Genomic DNA, 15,524 nt, shown 5'->3' with positions numbered 1-15,524 from the left:
ACAGGAAGACAGCACGACAGGACGACGGCACGACAGCACGACGGATCGGGGGAAGCCGATGGACGAGGTGTCCGCCGAGCGGCCGGGCGCGGCCACGGCCGCGTCCGCGCCCGGGGGCGACGGCGGTGCCGCTGGCGCGGACGACGGCCATGTCATCCGCACCCGCGCGCTCACCAAGCGCTACCGCGGCGGACAGCTCGCCGTCGACGGCCTCGACCTGGCCGTCCCGGCGGGCAGCGTCTTCGGCTTCCTCGGTCCCAACGGCTCCGGGAAGACCACCACCATCCGCATGCTGATGGGCCTCATCGAACCCACCTCCGGCACGGCGCACGTCCTGGACAGGCCCATGCCCCGGTCGGCGCGCACCGTGCTCCCGCAGGTGGGAGCGCTGATCGAGGGGCCCGCCCTGTACGGGTTCCTCTCCGGGCGGGACAACCTGCTGCGCCAGGACGCGGCCGACCCGACCGCCGACCCGCGCACCCGGCGCGCCCGCGTCGAGGCGGCACTGGACCGGGTGGGCCTGACGGCCGCGTCCGGCAAGAAGGCCCGCGCCTACTCCCTCGGGATGAAGCAGCGCCTCGGCCTCGCCGCCGCGCTGCTGCGGCCGCGCAGGCTGCTCGTCCTGGACGAGCCGACCAACGGCCTTGACCCGCAGGGCATGCGGGAGATCCGCTCCCTCGTGCGGGAGCTGGCCTCCGACGGCACGACCGTCTTCCTCTCCTCCCACCTGCTCGACGAGATCGAGCAGGTGTGCACCCACGCGGCGGTCATGGCCCACGGCAGACTGATCGCCCAGGGCGCGGTCGCCGAGCTGGCCGCCGGGGCGCGCGGCCGGCTGGTGGTCACCACCCCGGACACGGCGGACGCGGCCCGGGTCCTGAAGGAGCAGGGCATCGGCGACCTCGCCGTCACCGACGGCCGGGTGACCGGCGAACCACCGGCGGCCGACCTCGCCGAGGTGAACGCGGCCCTGGTGACGGCGGGCGTGCGCGTCCGCGGATTCGGCGTCGAACGGGCCTCCCTGGAGGACGCGTTCGTGGCACTCACCGGGGAGGGATTCGATGTCGCGGGCTGAAGCGGCGGACCTGGCCGCACCCGGGGCGGACGCACCGGCCCGGCCGAACCCGCTGTGGTCGCTCGGGCTGCTGCGCAACGAACTGGCGGTCACCTTCAGGCGCTGGCGCACCCTCGCCCTGCTGGGCGTGCTGGCCGCCGTGCCGGTCCTCGTCGGGGTGGCCGTACGGATCGAGACGGGCGACGGTTCGCAGGTGGCGGGCGGGGGCGGCGAGGGACCGGCGTTCATCGCGCAGATCACCAACAACGGCCTGTTCCTGGTCTTCACCGCCCTGGCCGCGACCCTGCCGTTCTTCCTGCCGCTCGCGGTGGGGGTGGTCGCGGGCGACGCGATCGCGGGCGAGTCCGGCTCCGGCACCCTGCGCTATCTGCTGGTCGCCCCCGCCGGGCGCACCCGCCTGCTGCTCACCAAGTACGCCACGGTGATGGTCTTCTGCCTGGCCGCCACCCTGGTGGTCGCCGCCTCCGCGCTCGCCGTGGGCGCGCTGCTCTTCCCGCTGGGCGACCTGACGACGATCTCCGGCACCGAGATCACCTTCACCGAGGGACTGGGCCGGGCCCTGCTCATCGCCGTGGCGGTCGCCCTCTCCCTGACCGGTGTCGCCGCCCTCGGCCTGTTCGTCTCCACCCTGACCAGCAGCGGTGTCGCGGCGATGGCGACGACCGTCGGCCTGCTGATCACCGTGCAGATCGTCGACCAGATACCGCAGCTGCACGCGGTGCAGCCGTACCTCTTCCCGCACTACTGGCTGTCCTTCGCCGATCTCATGCGCCAGCCGGTCTACTGGGACGACCTGGTGAAGAACCTGGAGCTCCAGGCGCTGTACGTGGCGGTGTTCGGCTCGGCGGCGTGGGCCCGGTTCACGACGAAGGACATCACCGCCTGACCCGGCGGCTGTCCGTGGCTGCGGCGGACTGGCCGAGCGGAGGTCAGCGGGCGGCTCGTGCCGTGCCGGTGAGCCGGGCCAGCGGCTCCGCCTCGCGCGGCGGCGGACCGCTGAGGTCGCCGAGCCGCCAGGCCGGTACCCACGGCACGCGGTGCACATCGACGACGGACTCGATCGGCTCAAGCCGCTGCGCGAGCGGGCGCGGCAGCCGGCCGGGCGCGTCCGCGACGAGCACCACGGAGTCCAGGTCGAGCCCGGCCGGTGCCCCGCCCCCGCGGAACGCCTCCAGCGCCCGTACCACGGCGTCGAGGCCGGCCGCGTGGGTGCGGGCGACGAGCAGCACGGAGCGCGGGGCGCCGGGCGCGGGCCAGTCGCGTCCGCAGTCGTGGCCGCCGTAGACCGCCGCGAGCGTGGTCGTACCCGCGCCGCCGTGGGTCGCCACCCAGGAGTAGCGCCGGGGTGAGGCATAGGAGGGGGCCGTGCCGGGCGGCTCGGCGGACACCGGTCCGCGGATCCATATCTCCGGTCCCTGCTGCATGTCTGTTCGCATGCCCGTTCCCTCCGTGGTCACCACGACGATCTTGGCGCTCGCCGCGTTACTCCGGTCACAGGTCAGCGGTTCCTGGTGCGAGTCTGTGACGTCGCGGTGACGTGGAAACCGCAGGCGAGCAGCGACACTCGACAGTACGCGCAGGGCCGGATGGCACGCATCCGAGTGAGGGAGCCGATGTACCGACTGAGCCGCGAGAAGAAGCGGGAACAGAAGCGCGCCGCGCGCTCGGCGACGTCCGCGGCGGCACCGATCGCCGTGCACGTGCCCGTGCCCACGGCCGGATCCGGCGACGGCGACGGCGGCGGCGGGGGAGCCCGTGCCTGGGCCTCGGTCGCCGGGGTGCGGCTCGACCCGGCGCCCGGCGAGGAGATCCAGCAGACCGTGCTGAACCACCTCCACCGCATCGCCCTCACCACCGGCCGTCCCGTCCTCGCGACGGTCACCGACGAACGCATCGGCTATGTCGTCCCGCTCCGGGTCCACGGCGACGGCTCCAGCACGTTCACGGCCCAGCCGCTGCGCACCGCGCCGCCCCCGCTGGAGCGCGCCCCGGAAACAGGCCACCGGGAATTGGGTCAGCAGGGGGAGCAGCGGGAGCGGTACGAGACGGACCGGCCGCTGCCGGACGAGGGCCCGACCCACGTCCTGCGCCGGCTCCCGCGCCCGTCGGGGGAGCCGCGCCCGGCATCCGGGCCGCGCTCGGGGCCGCGATGGGCGGCGGAGGCACAGGGGGCACAGAAGGCACGGGAAGCGCGGGGGGCACAGGGGGCGTCGGAGCCGTCGCCGACGTTCGTGCTGCGCCCCGCGCGTGACCTGCCGGACGGCGACCGGCCGGACCCCACCCGGACAGCGGACCCGACCGCCGGTCCGACAGCGGGTCCGATCGCCGGTCCGACAGCGGACCTGACCGCCGGTCCGACAGCGGACCCGGTCGTCGATCCGACGGCGGGGCCGACCACATATCCCGTTCCGGACGCGGCACCGGACGCGGCACCGGCCCCGGTCCTGCCGCCCGGCACGGCGGTGGCGCCCACGGGCAGCTTCGGCCCGCCGCCGGTGATGGACCCGGAGCGTCCCGCGTCCGCCGGTACGCGCCCGGCGGTCGTGCCGGGCCCCGCACCCGAACTCGCGGAGCCCGCGCCGCTGCCGGTCTCCGTCCCCCGGCCCGCCGTCGCCCCCGTCATCGACCCCGAGACCGTCATCGGCCTCGACCCCGACCCCAGGCCCACCCCCGCCCGCGGGTTCGACGCCGTGGCCGAGGCCGTGCTCGGCGACGATCCGCGGACCCTGGCCGGTGGGGGCGGTGCCGTTCTGCTGGCCGAGCCCCTGGCCCAGGTCAACGAGGCGGTGCGCGCCGGGCAGATCGAGGAGGCGGCGGCCCTGGCGGAGCGCACGGTCGCGGAGGCGTCCGGCACGCTGGGCGCGACGCACCCCGAGGTGCTGCGGGTGCGGGAGCTGTCGGCGTACATCGCCTATCTGGCCGGTGAGTCCGAGCGCGCCTTCGCCCTCTCGCTCGACCTGGCCCGTATCCACCGGGCGGCGGACGACGCCGAGGGCGCGTACGGCAACGTCCGCAGCGCGGCCACCGCCTGGCGGGGCGTCCGCGATCCCGAGGAGGGGCTGCGTCTGGGCGGCGAACTGCTCGGCCTGTGGACCGAGCTGGCCGCCGAGGACGGTCCGGCGGCCGAGGACATCGAGGAACTGGAGTCCGCCCGCATCCGTATGGAGCGCCTGACCGAGCGGGCCGGCAGGCGGTCCGGGGGCCGGTGACCCGGTGACCCGGTGGCTGAGTGGCTCAGTGCACGCAGAACTCGTTGTCCTCCGGGTCCGCCATCACCACCCACTGCCCGGCGGGCTCCTTCACCTCCCGCAGCACCCGCGCGCCCAGCGCGCACAGCCGCTCCACCTCGTCGGCCCGCCGGTCCGCGCCGGGGTGCAGGTCCAGATGGAGCCGGTTCTTGCCGGTCTTCGCGCCGGCCGCCCGCTGGAAGAGCAGCCGCCGCCCCAGCCCGGTGCCGCGCTCGGGGTCGTACGGATCGTCCGGGTGCCGGACGCCGACCAGGTCCCGGAAGGCCGGGCGGCCGTGGTACTCGACGGTGGCCTCGGCAGGCAGCGCGCCGTACTGGAGCAGTTGCTCGACGAGGGCGCTGTTGTCCTCGGGCTCGTAGTGCAGCGCGCCCGCCCAGAAGTCGGCCTGCGCGTGCGGGTCGGCGGCGTCGATGACGAGCTTCCAGTGCACCGGCGCGGGGGTGCGGGCTGAGGACATCTGTGTCTCCGTCATGTAACCACTTATACTAGTTACATGAACGCGCAGGCAACGGAATCACCGGAATCGCCGGAACCGGCTCCCGGACTGACCCTGGTCTCGCACGAGGGGAAGCCGTACCGCTTCGACCCAGGCACGCTGTGTCTGGAACTGCTGCCCACGGGCGGCCCCGGGCCCTTCGCCCGCTACGAGGTGCTGCACACGCCCGCCGACCTCGTGACCTGGGCCGGACGCAGCAGGCTCGCCGACGGCCTCGGCCTCACGGTCACCGAGGACGAGCTGGAGCGGACACGCGCCGTCCGGGACGCGCTGTTCCTGCTCACCGCCGACCGCGCGCACGGCCGTCCGCCGCGGGGCGCGCACCTGGACGCGGTCAACGAGGCCGCCGCCGCGCCGCCCCTCGTCTCCCGGCTGACCCCCGAGGGCACCCGCGTCTGGGCACCCGGCGCCACCGGCACCCAGTTGCTCTCGACCGTCGCCCGCGATGCGATCGACCTGTTCAGCGGGCCCTTCGCGGACCGCGTCCGGGAGTGCGGCGCGCACGACTGCTTCCTGCTCTTCGTGGACACCTCACGTCCGGGACGGCGGCGCTGGTGCGCGATGGAGCACTGCGGGAACCGTGAGAAGGTCCGGGCGCACCGCGCCCGCGCGACCCGGCCCGACGACAGGACGACGCCCTGACGGCCCCGCGCCCGGCCCCCGGTCCGGCTCGGTCGGTCTACGCCTCCACCGCGCCCGTGGCCGACCGCGCGCCCTCGGCCGCAGCGTCGAGAGCAGAGGCCGGGGCCGGGGCCGGTTCCGGTGCCGAGTCCGACGCCTGCGCCTGTGCCTGTGCCTGCGCCGGAAGAGCGTCCGCCAGTGGCGCGGGCTGCCCCGCCACCACCTTGCCCGCCGCACCCGCACCCGCACGGTCACCCGCACCCGCACCCACACCCGCGCCCCCGCTCAACGGCGCGGCGCCCGCCGCGGCGAGTGCCGCGCGGGCCTGCGCCGCCCGGCGGGCCGTACGCAGCCCGTCCCAGGTCAGCAGGGTCAGCGCCAGCCACACCAGGGCGAACCCGGCCCAGCGCTCGGCCGGCATGGACTCATGGAAGTAGACGACGCCGAGCAGGAACTGGAAGACCGGCGCCAGGTACTGGAGCAGCCCCAGCGTGGACAGCGGCACCCGGATCGCCGCCGCGCCGAAGCAGACCAGCGGCAGCGCGGTGACGACGCCGGTGGAGGCGAGCAGCGCGGCGTGCCCGGCGCCCTCGCTCGCGAAGGTCGCCCCGCCGTGTCCGCCCAGCCACAGCAGATAGCCGAGCGCCGGCAGGAACTGCACCGCGGTCTCGGCGGCCAGCGACTCGACGCCGCCGAGGTCCACCTTCTTCTTCACCAGGCCGTAGGTGGCGAAGGAGAAGGCGAGGCAGAGGGAGATCCAGGGCGGCTGGCCGTAGCCGACGGCGAGCACCAGCACGGAGGCGGCGCCCGTGGCGACCGCCGCCCACTGCACGGGTCGCAGCCGCTCCTTGAGGAGCAGCACGCCCATCGCGATGGTGACCAGCGGGTTGATGAAGTAGCCGAGGGACGCCTCGACGACATGCCCGCTGTTCACGGCCCAGATGTAGACGCCCCAGTTGACGGTGATCACCGCGGCGGCGATCACGATGAGGCCGAGCCTGCGCGGCTGGCGCAGCAGTTCCCCGGCCCAGGCCCAGCGCCGTACGACGAGCAGCGCGGCCACGACGAACACCAGGGACCACACCATCCGGTGGGCGAGGATCTCCATCGCCCCGGCGGGCTTGAGCAGCGGCCAGAACAGGGGCACGAGGCCCCACATCCCGTAGGCCGCGAAGCCGTTCAGCAGACCTGTGCGCCGCTCGCCGGCCGACTTCTCGCTCACGGACCCTCCTTCGTGGCATGCCCGGCCGCCAGGCCGCGCGGCCGCGTTCCGGCGCGGCCAGCACGAAGGTAGCGCCGGGCACCCCCGTCTGTCATGCCCGTATCGCCATACGGTCATGACAGGTGGAGGAGCCCGGCGCGGGAGTGCCCGGTGTGTCAGCCCTTGAGTCCGGCGCGGATCGCCTCGGCGAGCGGGGTGGTCGGGCGGCCGGTCAGCCGGGACAGGTCACCGCTGTCGACGACCAGTTCGCCCTTCTCGATGGAGGCGTCCACCCCGGCGAGGATCGCCGCGAACGCCTCGGGCAGCCCGGCGCCGGTCAGGACCGCCTGGAACTCCTCGACGGAGACGTCGCGGTAGACGATCTCCTCGCCGGTCTGCCGGCTCAGCTCCGCGGCGAACTCGGCGAAGCCCCACGCCTCGTCGCCGCCCAGCTCGTACGTCTTGTTCTCGTGGCCCTCGCCGGTGAGCACCGCGACGGCGGCGGCCGCGTAGTCGGCGCGCGACGCCGAGGAGAGCCGCCCGGCGCCCGCGGCGTGCACGACGGCGCGGTGCTCCAGGGCGGGGGCCAGGTTCTCGGTGTAGTTCTCGTGGTACCAGCCGTTGCGCAGCAGGGTGTACGGCAGACCGGAGGCGAGCAGGGCCTCCTCGGTGCCGCGGTGGTCGTCGGCGAGGGCGGCCTTCAGGCTGCCGGGGGCGCTGGTGTAGGCGAGCAGGGCGACACCGGCGGCCTTGGCGGCGTCGATGACGACCCGGTGCTGCTGGACGCGGCCCTTGTCGAACTCGTTGCCGGAGACGAGGAGCACCTTGTCGCCGGCGGCGAAGAGGCCGTCGAAGGTCTCGGGCGCGTTGTAGTCGGCGACCGCGACGCGCACACCGCGCTCGGCCAGGTCGGCGGCCTTCTCCGGGGTACGGACCACGGCGGTGACCTGCTCGGCCGGAACCTTCTCCAGCAGTTGCTCCACGACCAGGCGGCCGAGGTGTCCGGTGGCTCCGGTGACGACGATGCTCATGAGGGGATCTCCTTGTGGGTGGCTCTGGCAGCCACCCTAGGAGCGAAGCTAACCAAAAGAAAGTACCCACTTTGAAGTAAGGTACCTACATGACGGAAAGCGCAGTGACCAGTGCCGCGTCCCGGACCGTGAGCGCCGAGGCGATGTGCCCGTACCGGCTCGTCCTGGAGCACGTCACCAGCCGCTGGGGCGTGCTCGTCCTGATCGAGCTGCTGGAGCGGCCGCACCGCTTCAGCGAGCTGCGCCGCGCCATCGGCCGGGTGAGTGAGAAGGGCGTCAGCGAGAAGATGCTCGCCCAGACGCTCCAGACCCTGGAGCGCGACGGCCTCGTCCACCGCGACGCCCGGCCCGTGATCCCGCCGCGCGTCGACTACTCCCTGACCGGGCTGGGCCGGGAGGCCGCCGAGCAGGTGCGCGCCCTCGCCGAGTGGACCCACCGGCGCATGCCGGACGTGGCGCGGGCCCGGCAGGCGTACGACGAGGCCCGGACGGAAGCCGTCCGGGCCTCGTGAGGAAGCGGCTCGTCCTCAGCCGACGACGGTCCAGGTGTCGTTGCCGGCGAGGAGGGCGGCCAGGTCGCCCGTGCCCTGCTGCTGTGCCGCGGTGTCGAGCTGGTCGGCCATGAGGGTGTCGTAGACCGGGCGTTGGATGTCGCGGAAGACGCCGACGGGGGTGTGGTGCAGGGTGTCGGGGTCGGCGAGGCGGGACAGGGCGAAGGCGGTGGTCGGGGAGGCGGCGTGGGCGTCGTGGACGAGGATGTCGGCCTCGTTGTCCGGGGTGACGTCGATGACGTGGAGGTCGCCGGTGGTGCGGTCGCGTACGACGCCGCGTTCGCCGTCGGTGCCGAAGCGGATCGGGCGGCCGTGTTCGAGGCGGATCATGGCCTCGCCGGCCTGTTCCCTGTCCTTGAGGGTGTCGAAGGCGCCGTCGTTGAAGATGTTGCAGTTCTGGTAGATCTCGACGAGGGCGGTGCCGGGGTGGGCGGCGGCCTGGCGCAGGACCTCGGTGAGGTGCTTGCGGTCGGAGTCGAGGGTGCGGGCGACGAAGGAGGCTTCGGCGCCGAGGGCGAGGGAGACGGGGTTGAAGGGGGCGTCCAGGGAGCCCATCGGGGTGGACTTGGTGATCTTGCCGGTTTCGGAGGTGGGGGAGTACTGGCCCTTGGTGAGGCCGTAGATGCGGTTGTTGAAGAGCAGGATCTTCAGGTTGACGTTGCGGCGCAGGGCGTGGATGAGGTGGTTGCCGCCGATGGAGAGTGCGTCGCCGTCGCCGGTGACGACCCAGACGGAGAGGTCGCGGCGGCTGGTGGCCAGGCCGGTGGCGATGGCGGGGGCGCGGCCGTGGATGGAGTGCATCCCGTAGGTGTTCATGTAGTACGGGAAGCGGGAGGAGCAGCCGATGCCGGAGATGAACACGATGTTCTCGCGGGCCAGGCCGAGTTCGGGCAGGAAGCCCTGGACGGCGGCGAGGATGGCGTAGTCACCGCAGCCGGGGCACCAGCGGACCTCTGGTCGGACTTGAAGTCCTTCATCGACTGCACGGCCTCCGCCTTGGGAACCAGGGACAGGGCTTCAGAGGCATCGATGATCTCTTTCAGTGCGTCGGCGAGTTGTTCGGCTTTGAAGGGCATGCCGTTGACCTGGTTGTAGGAGTGGGCGTCGACGAGGTATCTGGCGCGGATGAGGGTGGCGAGCTGGCCGAGGTTCATCTCGGGGATCACGATCTTGTCGTAGGCGGCCAGGAGGGTGCCGAGGTTGCGTGGGAACGGGTTGAGGTGGCGCAGGTGTGCCTGTGCGATGGGGATGCCTTCGGCGCGCAGGCGTCGTACGGCGGCGGTGACGGGGCCGTAGGTGGATCCCCAGCCCAGGACGAGGGTGCGGGCGTGGTCGGGGTCGTCGGCCTGGATGTCGGGCACTGATGCTGTCGATCTTGGCCTGGCGGGTGCGGACCATGAAGTCGTGGTTGGCGGGGTCGTAGGAGATGCTGCCGGTGCCGTCCTGTTTCTCGATGCCGCCGATACGGTGTTCCAGGCCGGGGGTGCCGGGCACGGCCCAGGGGCGTGCCAGGGTGTGGGGGTCGCGTTTGTAGGGCCAGAACACCTCGGTGCCGTCGGGCAGGGTGTGGTTGGGTCCGGTCGCGAAGGGGACGTGCAGGTCGGGGAGTTCGTCGATGTCGGGGATGCGCCAGGGTTCGGAGCCGTTGGCGAGGTAGCCGTCGGAGAGGAGGAAGACGGGGGTGCGGTGGGTGAGGGCGATACGGGCCGCTTCCAGTGCCGCGTCGAAGCAGTCCCCCGCCGTGCGCGGCGCCACCACGGGGACGGGGGCCTCGCCGTTGCGGCCGTACATGGCCTGGAGCAGGTCCGCCTGCTCGGTCTTGGTGGGCAGTCCGGTGGAGGGGCCGCCGCGCTGGATGTCGACGACCAGCAGCGGCAGTTCCAGGGAGACCGCCAGCCCGATCGTCTCCGACTTCAGCGCCACCCCGGGCCCGGAGGTCGTCGTCACGGCCAGCGACCCGCCGAACGCCGCGCCCAGCGCCGCCCCGATCCCCGCGATCTCGTCCTCCGCCTGGAACGTGCGTACCCCGAACGCCTTGTGCCGTGACAGCTCGTGCAGGATGTCGGAGGCCGGGGTGATCGGGTAGGAGCCCAGGAACAGTGGCAGTCCCGCCTGCCGGGAGGCCGCGACCAGCCCGTAGGCCAGGGCCAGGTTCCCCGAGATGTTGCGGTACACCCCCGGGCGGAAGGCGTGTGCCGCCGGCGCCACCTCGTAGGAGACGGCGAAGTCCTCCGTGGTCTCCCCGAAGTTCCAGCCCGCCCGGAACGCCGTCACGTTCGCCGCCGCGATCTGCGGGCGCCGCGCGAACTTCGCCGCCAGGAACCGCTCCGTGCCCTCGGTCGGCCGGTGATACATCCACGACAGCAGCCCCAGCGCGAACATGTTCTTGCTGCGCTCGGCCTCCTTGCGTGACAGACCCGACCCGGCCAGCGCCTGCACCGTCAGCGATGTCAGCGGCACCGCGTGCACCCGGAAACCGTCCAGCGACCCGTCCTCCACCGGGGAGGCCGCGTAGCCGACCTTCTGCAACGCCCGCCGCGTGAACTCGTCCGTGTTCACGATGATCTCCGCGCCCCGCGGCAGGTCCCCCAGGTTCGCTTTCAGCGCGGCCGGGTTCATCGCGACCAGCACGTTGGGGGAATCACCCGGGGTGAGGATGTCGTGGTCGGCGAAATGCAGCTGGAACGACGACACCCCCGGCAGCGTCCCGGCAGGCGCCCGGATCTCCGCCGGGAAGTTCGGCAGCGTCGACAGATCATTCCCGAACGACGCCGTCTCCGACGTGAACCGGTCCCCCGTGAGCTGCATCCCGTCACCCGAGTCACCCGCGAACCGGATCACCACCCGATCCACACGGCGGACGTCCTTCGTTCCGGCCGCCCTGCGCTGTTCCCCTACGACGGTTCCGTCGGCCTGTTCCGCTGGACTGCTGACCTGGCTGGTCACTGAACTGGACCTCCTCCGAGGCGGCTGTGGTGAACGGCCTTCCCGAAAGTCCTGGCGAAGACCTTCCCGATGTCAACCCTACGACCGTCAGCTCTGCCCTCCCGGCGGCTGTCGCATGCTGGACGGGCCCGCGAGACGGTCCTGTGCCCTGTTCTGTCACGCCGTTGCGGCCTCGCGGACCTCCTTCAAGGACGTTGCGCCACAGTCGCCCGTCCGGCGTACTCCCGGCCGGTCCGGACGGGTCCGGACCCGTCCCGCCGGTCCGGACCCGCACCGGCGGCTCCCGGACGGCCGGGAGCCGGACGGCCGGCATCCGGGCGACCCGGATCCGGACGGGCGGGATCCGGGCGACCGGGAGCCGGACGGGCGGGACCCGGATCGGGGCCCGCTGGGGGGCCCACCCGTTCAGTGTCGGCCGCTAGGAGTTCAGATAGGTGAGGACGGCGAGAACGCGCCGGTGATCCCCGTCACTCGGGGACAGGCCGAGCTTGAGGAAGATGTTGCTGACGTGCTTCTCGACCGCGCCGTCGCTGACCACGAGCTGGCGGGCGATCGCCGAGTTCGTCCGCCCCTCGGCCATGAGGCCCAGCACCTCGCGCTCGCGCGGGGTGAGCCCGGCCAGCACGTCCTGCTTGCGGCTGCGCCCGAGCAACTGGGCGACCACCTCCGGGTCGAGGGCCGTACCGCCCTGGGCCACCCGGACCACCGCGTCCACGAACTCGCGCACCTCGGCCACCCGGTCCTTGAGCAGATAGCCGACCCCGCGGCTGGAGCCCGCCAGCAGCTCGGTGGCGTACCGCTCCTCCACGTACTGGGACAGGACGAGCACCCCGAGCCCGGGGTGCGCCTTGCGCAGCCGCACCGCCGCCCGCACCCCCTCGTCGGTGTGGGTCGGCGGCATCCGCACATCGGCCACGACCACGTCGGGCAGCTCGCCCCGGCCGTGCAGATCGGTGATGGTCTTGATCAGCGCCTCGGCGTCACCGACACCGGCCACGACGTCGTGCCCGCGGTCGGTCAGCAGCCGGGTCAGGCCCTCCCTGAGCAGCACTGAATCCTCGGCGATGACCACCCGCACCCTGTCCTCCACGATCTTCGGCCCCCCACAGCCCCTCTACGGCAGTCCATGCGACTCCGTACGACCCAGTCCATGCGACTCGGTACGACACGGCCCAGCATTCCAGGATCCGGACCCTGACGCGCCGGAGCCCCGGGGGAAACCGTGCGGATCCCGGGGTGCCCCGGGCGATGGGGGAGGGGGTATGCGTTATTTGTACTGATCTTCCGGCCGGGGTCACGCCGTGCGGCCTGCCGCCCGCGGCCGGGAGGGGCCGTGGGCGGCAGGCCGCCGGTGCGGATTCCGCAGGTGGTACCGGTTCCGCTGGTGATACCGGTACCGCCGGTGGTGCCGGTTCCGCTGGTGGTACCGGTACCGCCGGTGGTGCCGGTTCCGTCAGGGCTTCGATTCCGCCGGTACGCCCGTGCGCTCAGCGCCGCCAGGGCAGCTCCGCCGTCACCCGGGTGGGCCCGCCGGCCGGCGAGTCGACGACGAGGATGCCGTCCACCGCGTCCAGCCGCTCGGCCAGCCCCGCCAGGCCCGATCCGGCGGACACATCGGCGCCGCCGACCCCGTCGTCCATGACCTGGAGCATCAGCCGGTCCTCGACCCGCCACACGTCCACCGAGGCGGAACCGGCCCGGCTGTGCTTGCTGATGTTCTGGAGCAGCTCGCACACCGTGAAGTACGCGATGCCCTCGATCGCCGCCGCCGGGCGCTCCGTCAGGTCCACGTCCACCTGCACCGGCACCGTGCAGCGCGAGGCGACCGAGGAGAGGGCCGCGTCCAGGCCGCGGTCGGTCAGCACGGCCGGGTGGATGCCCCGGGCCAGGTCGCGCAGCTCCTGGAGCGCGGTCTTCACCTCGCCGTGCGCCTCGTCCACCATCCGGGCCGCCGCCTGCGGGTCCTCGGTCAGCTTCTCCTTGGCGAGACCCAGGTCCATGGCGAGCGCCACCAGCCGGGCCTGTGCGCCGTCGTGCAGGTCCCGCTCGATGCGCCGCAGGTCGGCCGCGGCCGTGTCCACCACGACACCGCGGTCCGACTCCAGCTCCACCACGCGCGCCGACAGCTGCGACGGGCCGAGCAGCCCGTGCACCAGCACCCGGTCCACCGTGGTCAGCGCCCGCAGGATCCACGGCGTGGCCAGGGTGATCACCAGCCCGGCGAGGGCGGTCACCGTGATCTCGAACGGGTTGTCGAGGAAGATCTGGTGGTGCTCGTCGCCGTAGAGCTGGATGCCGCCCTGCCCGGCCCACGTGGGGAAGATCCAGTACCAGAGCGGATACGTCAGCAGCGACCACCCCATCGGCCACAGCACCATCGCCACCACGAACGAGAAGACCGCCCACGGGAACTGGAGCCCCGCGTAGAGCAGCGCCCGCCAGGAGGCGCCGCTCTTCAGCACCGCGCCGGTCCAGGCCAGCGGGCCGCGGCCCTTCATCACCAGCGGCTCCGGCTCGCCCACCTCCAGGCCGAGCAGCCCGCGCGCCCGCACCCGCTCCAGCGCGCCGAAGCCCCGGCAGCCCGCCAGCGCGCCCGCCAGCACCGGGATGCCCAGGAAGGTCACCAGCAGACCGGCACCCAGCGACACCATCGTGACGGCCCAGCAGAAGAGCGTGATGCTGATCGGCAGGCTGAGCAGGACGTACGCCAGCTCCTTCCAGCTACGCGCCTCGAACGGCGCCCGCAGCCCGGCGGGGAGCCGGTGCCGGCGCGGACCGCGCTCCTCGTCGTGGAACCCGGTCCCGCTGTAGGACCCGTACCCCTGTCCGTACTGCGATCCGTACTGGGTGGTCATCGGCGTCGTCCGTTCCCCTGGTGTGCTGCGCTGCTGGCGGCTGTTGTCGGCTGTTGCTGTCGCGGTGCCTGCTCCGGTGCGGCCGGGCCGCAGGTCGTCGCGGTCTCCCCGGTGTGATTCCGTCGCGGTCTCCCCGGCGTGATTCCAGAGTGCTGGACCGCGGCGCCCGCAACCATGGAGCGCGTCGGCGTCTCGGTCCGGGGGTTTTCCCTACCTCCGGCCGTGCGGGACCGCTGCGCCGCCCGGCGCGGGCGTACGGTCCCGCCAGGGCAGCTCCGCCGTGACCGTCGTCGGTCCGCCCGGCGGCGAGTCCACGACGAACAGCCCGTCGACGGCGCCCAGCCGCTCCGCGAGCCCCCGCATGCCCGTACCGCCGTCCAGGCTGGCGCCGCCGCGCCCGTCGTCGACGACCTGGAGCATCAGCCGGTCGTCGGCACGCCACACGTCCACCGAGGCGGAGCGCGCCCCGCTGTGCTTGCTGACGTTCTGGAGCAGCTCGGACACCGTGAAGTAGGCGATGCCCTCGATGGCCTCCGCCGGGCGCGCGGGCAGATCGGCCGTCACCTTCACCGGCACCGTGCAGCGCGAGGCGACCGAGGAGAGGGCGGCGTCCAGGCCGCGGTCGGTCAGCACGGCCGGATGGATGCCCCGGGCCAGATCACGCAGCTCCTGGAGCGCGAGCTTCACCTCGCCGTGCGCCTCCGCGACCATCTCGGCCGCCGTGTCCGGGTCCTCCAGCAGCTTCTCCTTGGCCAGACCGAGACCCATGGCCAGGTTCACCAGCCGGGCCTGCGCGCCGTCGTGCAGGTCCCGCTCGATGCGCCGCAGGTCGGCCGCGGCCGTGTCCACCACGACACCCCGGTCCGACTCCAGCTCCGCGATCCGCCGCTCCAGTTCGTCGGAGGGCGACAGCAGACCCCGCACCAGCGCCCGGTCCACGTTCGTCAGGCCCCGCGCGATGAACGGCAGCACCGGCCACAGCACGAACAGCGAGACCAGGGTCACGGAGAAGGTGAGGACACCCCAGGGCAGCCGGATGAAGTCGTACAGCACCGTGCGCCAGCCCACCGGGTCCTTCAGCATCAGCCAGAACCGGTTGAGCCAGCCCTTCGTACGGCCCATCGGCAGCGGACTCGGCTCGTCGATACGGACCCCGAGCAGGGCGCGCGCCCGCTTGCGCTCCAGCCGGCCCAGCAGCCGGGCGCCCGCCAGGCCGAACGCCAGCAGCGGCAGGCCCACCACCGTGACGGTCAGCGCCGCGCCGACGGACAGCACGGACACCACGTAGACGAAGCCGATCAGGGACACGGGCAGGTTCACCAGGAGATGCGTGATCTCCTTCCAGGTGGGCAGGTCGTAGGCGAAACGAGCCGGTGGCGGCCGGTCGCGGTCGTCCCCGGCGCCGCGCGCCGCCGGGCCGGCGGAGGAGATGGGTGCGCTCATACGGGCTAGCGTGCCGTGCGACGGCCCCGGACGCCATGAGGTCGGCCGCCCTGGTGA

12 protein-coding genes and 2 pseudogenes are annotated in these 15,524 nt (G+C 73.1%); 5 read left to right on the top strand and 9 right to left on the bottom strand.

The window, feature by feature from the left end; translation table 11 throughout:
- Positions 1-58 precede the first annotated feature (58 nt).
- Entirely contained in the window at positions 59-1,075 is a 1,017-nt protein-coding gene (locus R4Z62_RS13680; protein ID WP_355481290.1) for an ABC transporter ATP-binding protein, read from the top strand.
- The gene (locus R4Z62_RS13675) at positions 1,062-1,961 is read left to right on the top strand and encodes an ABC transporter permease (RefSeq protein WP_385503486.1); all 900 of its coding nucleotides are present in this window, start codon (positions 1,062-1,064) and stop codon (positions 1,959-1,961) included. The genes R4Z62_RS13680 and R4Z62_RS13675 overlap by 14 nt, the downstream gene beginning before the upstream one ends.
- Before the next feature lie 43 nt (positions 1,962-2,004).
- Here the strand turns inward: R4Z62_RS13675 and R4Z62_RS13670 are convergent, their stop codons facing one another.
- A complete protein-coding gene (locus R4Z62_RS13670) occupies positions 2,005-2,511 on the bottom strand; it encodes a DUF6668 family protein (protein ID WP_064534547.1) in 507 nt (168 codons plus the stop codon).
- A gap of 177 nt (positions 2,512-2,688) precedes the next feature.
- Here R4Z62_RS13670 and R4Z62_RS13665 point away from each other — a divergent pair, with 177 nt between their 5' ends.
- Positions 2,689-4,284: a tetratricopeptide repeat protein gene (locus R4Z62_RS13665; protein ID WP_491519919.1), complete on the top strand. Its 1,596-nt coding sequence runs from the start codon at positions 2,689-2,691 to the stop codon at positions 4,282-4,284.
- Positions 4,285-4,309: 25 nt separating this feature from the next.
- Here R4Z62_RS13665 and R4Z62_RS13660 read toward each other — a convergent pair whose 3' ends face one another.
- On the bottom strand, positions 4,310-4,795 hold the full coding sequence (locus tag R4Z62_RS13660; RefSeq protein WP_064534549.1) for a VOC family protein: 486 nt from the start codon (positions 4,793-4,795) through the stop codon (positions 4,310-4,312).
- Positions 4,796-4,816: 21 nt separating this feature from the next.
- Between R4Z62_RS13660 and R4Z62_RS13655 the strand changes: the two genes are divergently transcribed.
- The gene (locus tag R4Z62_RS13655) at positions 4,817-5,461 is read left to right on the top strand and encodes a CGNR zinc finger domain-containing protein (protein ID WP_385503479.1); all 645 of its coding nucleotides are present in this window, start codon (positions 4,817-4,819) and stop codon (positions 5,459-5,461) included.
- A gap of 37 nt (positions 5,462-5,498) precedes the next feature.
- Here the strand turns inward: R4Z62_RS13655 and rarD are convergent, their stop codons facing one another.
- Positions 5,499-6,662 carry an EamA family transporter RarD gene (gene rarD / locus R4Z62_RS13650; protein ID WP_491519918.1) on the bottom strand — a complete coding sequence of 388 codons (1,164 nt, stop codon included), beginning with the start codon at positions 6,660-6,662 and terminating at the stop codon, positions 5,499-5,501.
- Positions 6,663-6,817: 155 nt separating this feature from the next.
- Entirely contained in the window at positions 6,818-7,672 is an 855-nt protein-coding gene (locus tag R4Z62_RS13645; RefSeq protein ID WP_064534551.1) for an SDR family oxidoreductase, read from the bottom strand.
- Positions 7,673-7,761: 89 nt separating this feature from the next.
- Between R4Z62_RS13645 and R4Z62_RS13640 the strand changes: the two genes are divergently transcribed.
- Positions 7,762-8,184 (top strand): winged helix-turn-helix transcriptional regulator, encoded by a 423-nt coding sequence (locus R4Z62_RS13640; protein ID WP_491519917.1) that lies wholly within the window; start codon positions 7,762-7,764, stop codon positions 8,182-8,184.
- A gap of 15 nt (positions 8,185-8,199) precedes the next feature.
- On the opposite strand, the pseudogene R4Z62_RS13635 reads toward R4Z62_RS13640, so the two are convergent.
- From R4Z62_RS13635 to R4Z62_RS13615, 5 genes and pseudogenes are all read right to left on the bottom strand, one after another.
- Positions 8,200-9,200: pseudogene (locus R4Z62_RS13635) on the bottom strand (2-oxoacid:ferredoxin oxidoreductase subunit beta).
- A 48-nt stretch (positions 9,201-9,248) separates the two neighbouring features.
- Positions 9,249-11,169: pseudogene (locus R4Z62_RS13630) on the bottom strand (2-oxoacid:acceptor oxidoreductase subunit alpha); the annotation flags it as partial.
- A gap of 418 nt (positions 11,170-11,587) precedes the next feature.
- Positions 11,588-12,247 carry a response regulator transcription factor gene (locus tag R4Z62_RS13625; protein ID WP_324604186.1) on the bottom strand — a complete coding sequence of 220 codons (660 nt, stop codon included), beginning with the start codon at positions 12,245-12,247 and terminating at the stop codon, positions 11,588-11,590.
- Between the two features lie 409 nt (positions 12,248-12,656).
- Entirely contained in the window at positions 12,657-14,024 is a 1,368-nt protein-coding gene (locus R4Z62_RS13620; protein ID WP_382850995.1) for a sensor histidine kinase, read from the bottom strand.
- Between the two features lie 210 nt (positions 14,025-14,234).
- The gene (locus R4Z62_RS13615) at positions 14,235-15,467 is read right to left on the bottom strand and encodes a sensor histidine kinase (protein WP_064534557.1); all 1,233 of its coding nucleotides are present in this window, start codon (positions 15,465-15,467) and stop codon (positions 14,235-14,237) included.
- Between the last annotated feature and the right edge of the window lie 57 nt (positions 15,468-15,524).

The sequence above is a fragment of the Streptomyces sp. PL-25 genome, assembly GCF_058344915.1.
Note: the sequence above shows the minus strand (reverse complement) of the source record. Positions and strands in the feature narration are given on the sequence as shown.

Coding starts and splice junctions, on each gene's coding strand:
- R4Z62_RS13670 (WP_064534547.1), bottom strand. CDS start 2,511: ATGCGAACAGACATGCAGCAGGGACCGGAGATATGGATCCGCGGACCG.
- R4Z62_RS13680 (WP_355481290.1), top strand. CDS start 59: ATGGACGAGGTGTCCGCCGAGCGGCCGGGCGCGGCCACGGCCGCGTCC.
- R4Z62_RS13620 (WP_382850995.1), bottom strand. CDS start 14,024: ATGACCACCCAGTACGGATCGCAGTACGGACAGGGGTACGGGTCCTAC.
- R4Z62_RS13655 (WP_385503479.1), top strand. CDS start 4,817: ATGAACGCGCAGGCAACGGAATCACCGGAATCGCCGGAACCGGCTCCC.
- R4Z62_RS13665 (WP_491519919.1), top strand. CDS start 2,689: ATGTACCGACTGAGCCGCGAGAAGAAGCGGGAACAGAAGCGCGCCGCG.
- R4Z62_RS13660 (WP_064534549.1), bottom strand. CDS start 4,795: ATGACGGAGACACAGATGTCCTCAGCCCGCACCCCCGCGCCGGTGCAC.
- R4Z62_RS13675 (WP_385503486.1), top strand. CDS start 1,062: ATGTCGCGGGCTGAAGCGGCGGACCTGGCCGCACCCGGGGCGGACGCA.
- R4Z62_RS13645 (WP_064534551.1), bottom strand. CDS start 7,672: ATGAGCATCGTCGTCACCGGAGCCACCGGACACCTCGGCCGCCTGGTC.
- R4Z62_RS13640 (WP_491519917.1), top strand. CDS start 7,762: ATGACGGAAAGCGCAGTGACCAGTGCCGCGTCCCGGACCGTGAGCGCC.
- R4Z62_RS13615 (WP_064534557.1), bottom strand. CDS start 15,467: ATGAGCGCACCCATCTCCTCCGCCGGCCCGGCGGCGCGCGGCGCCGGG.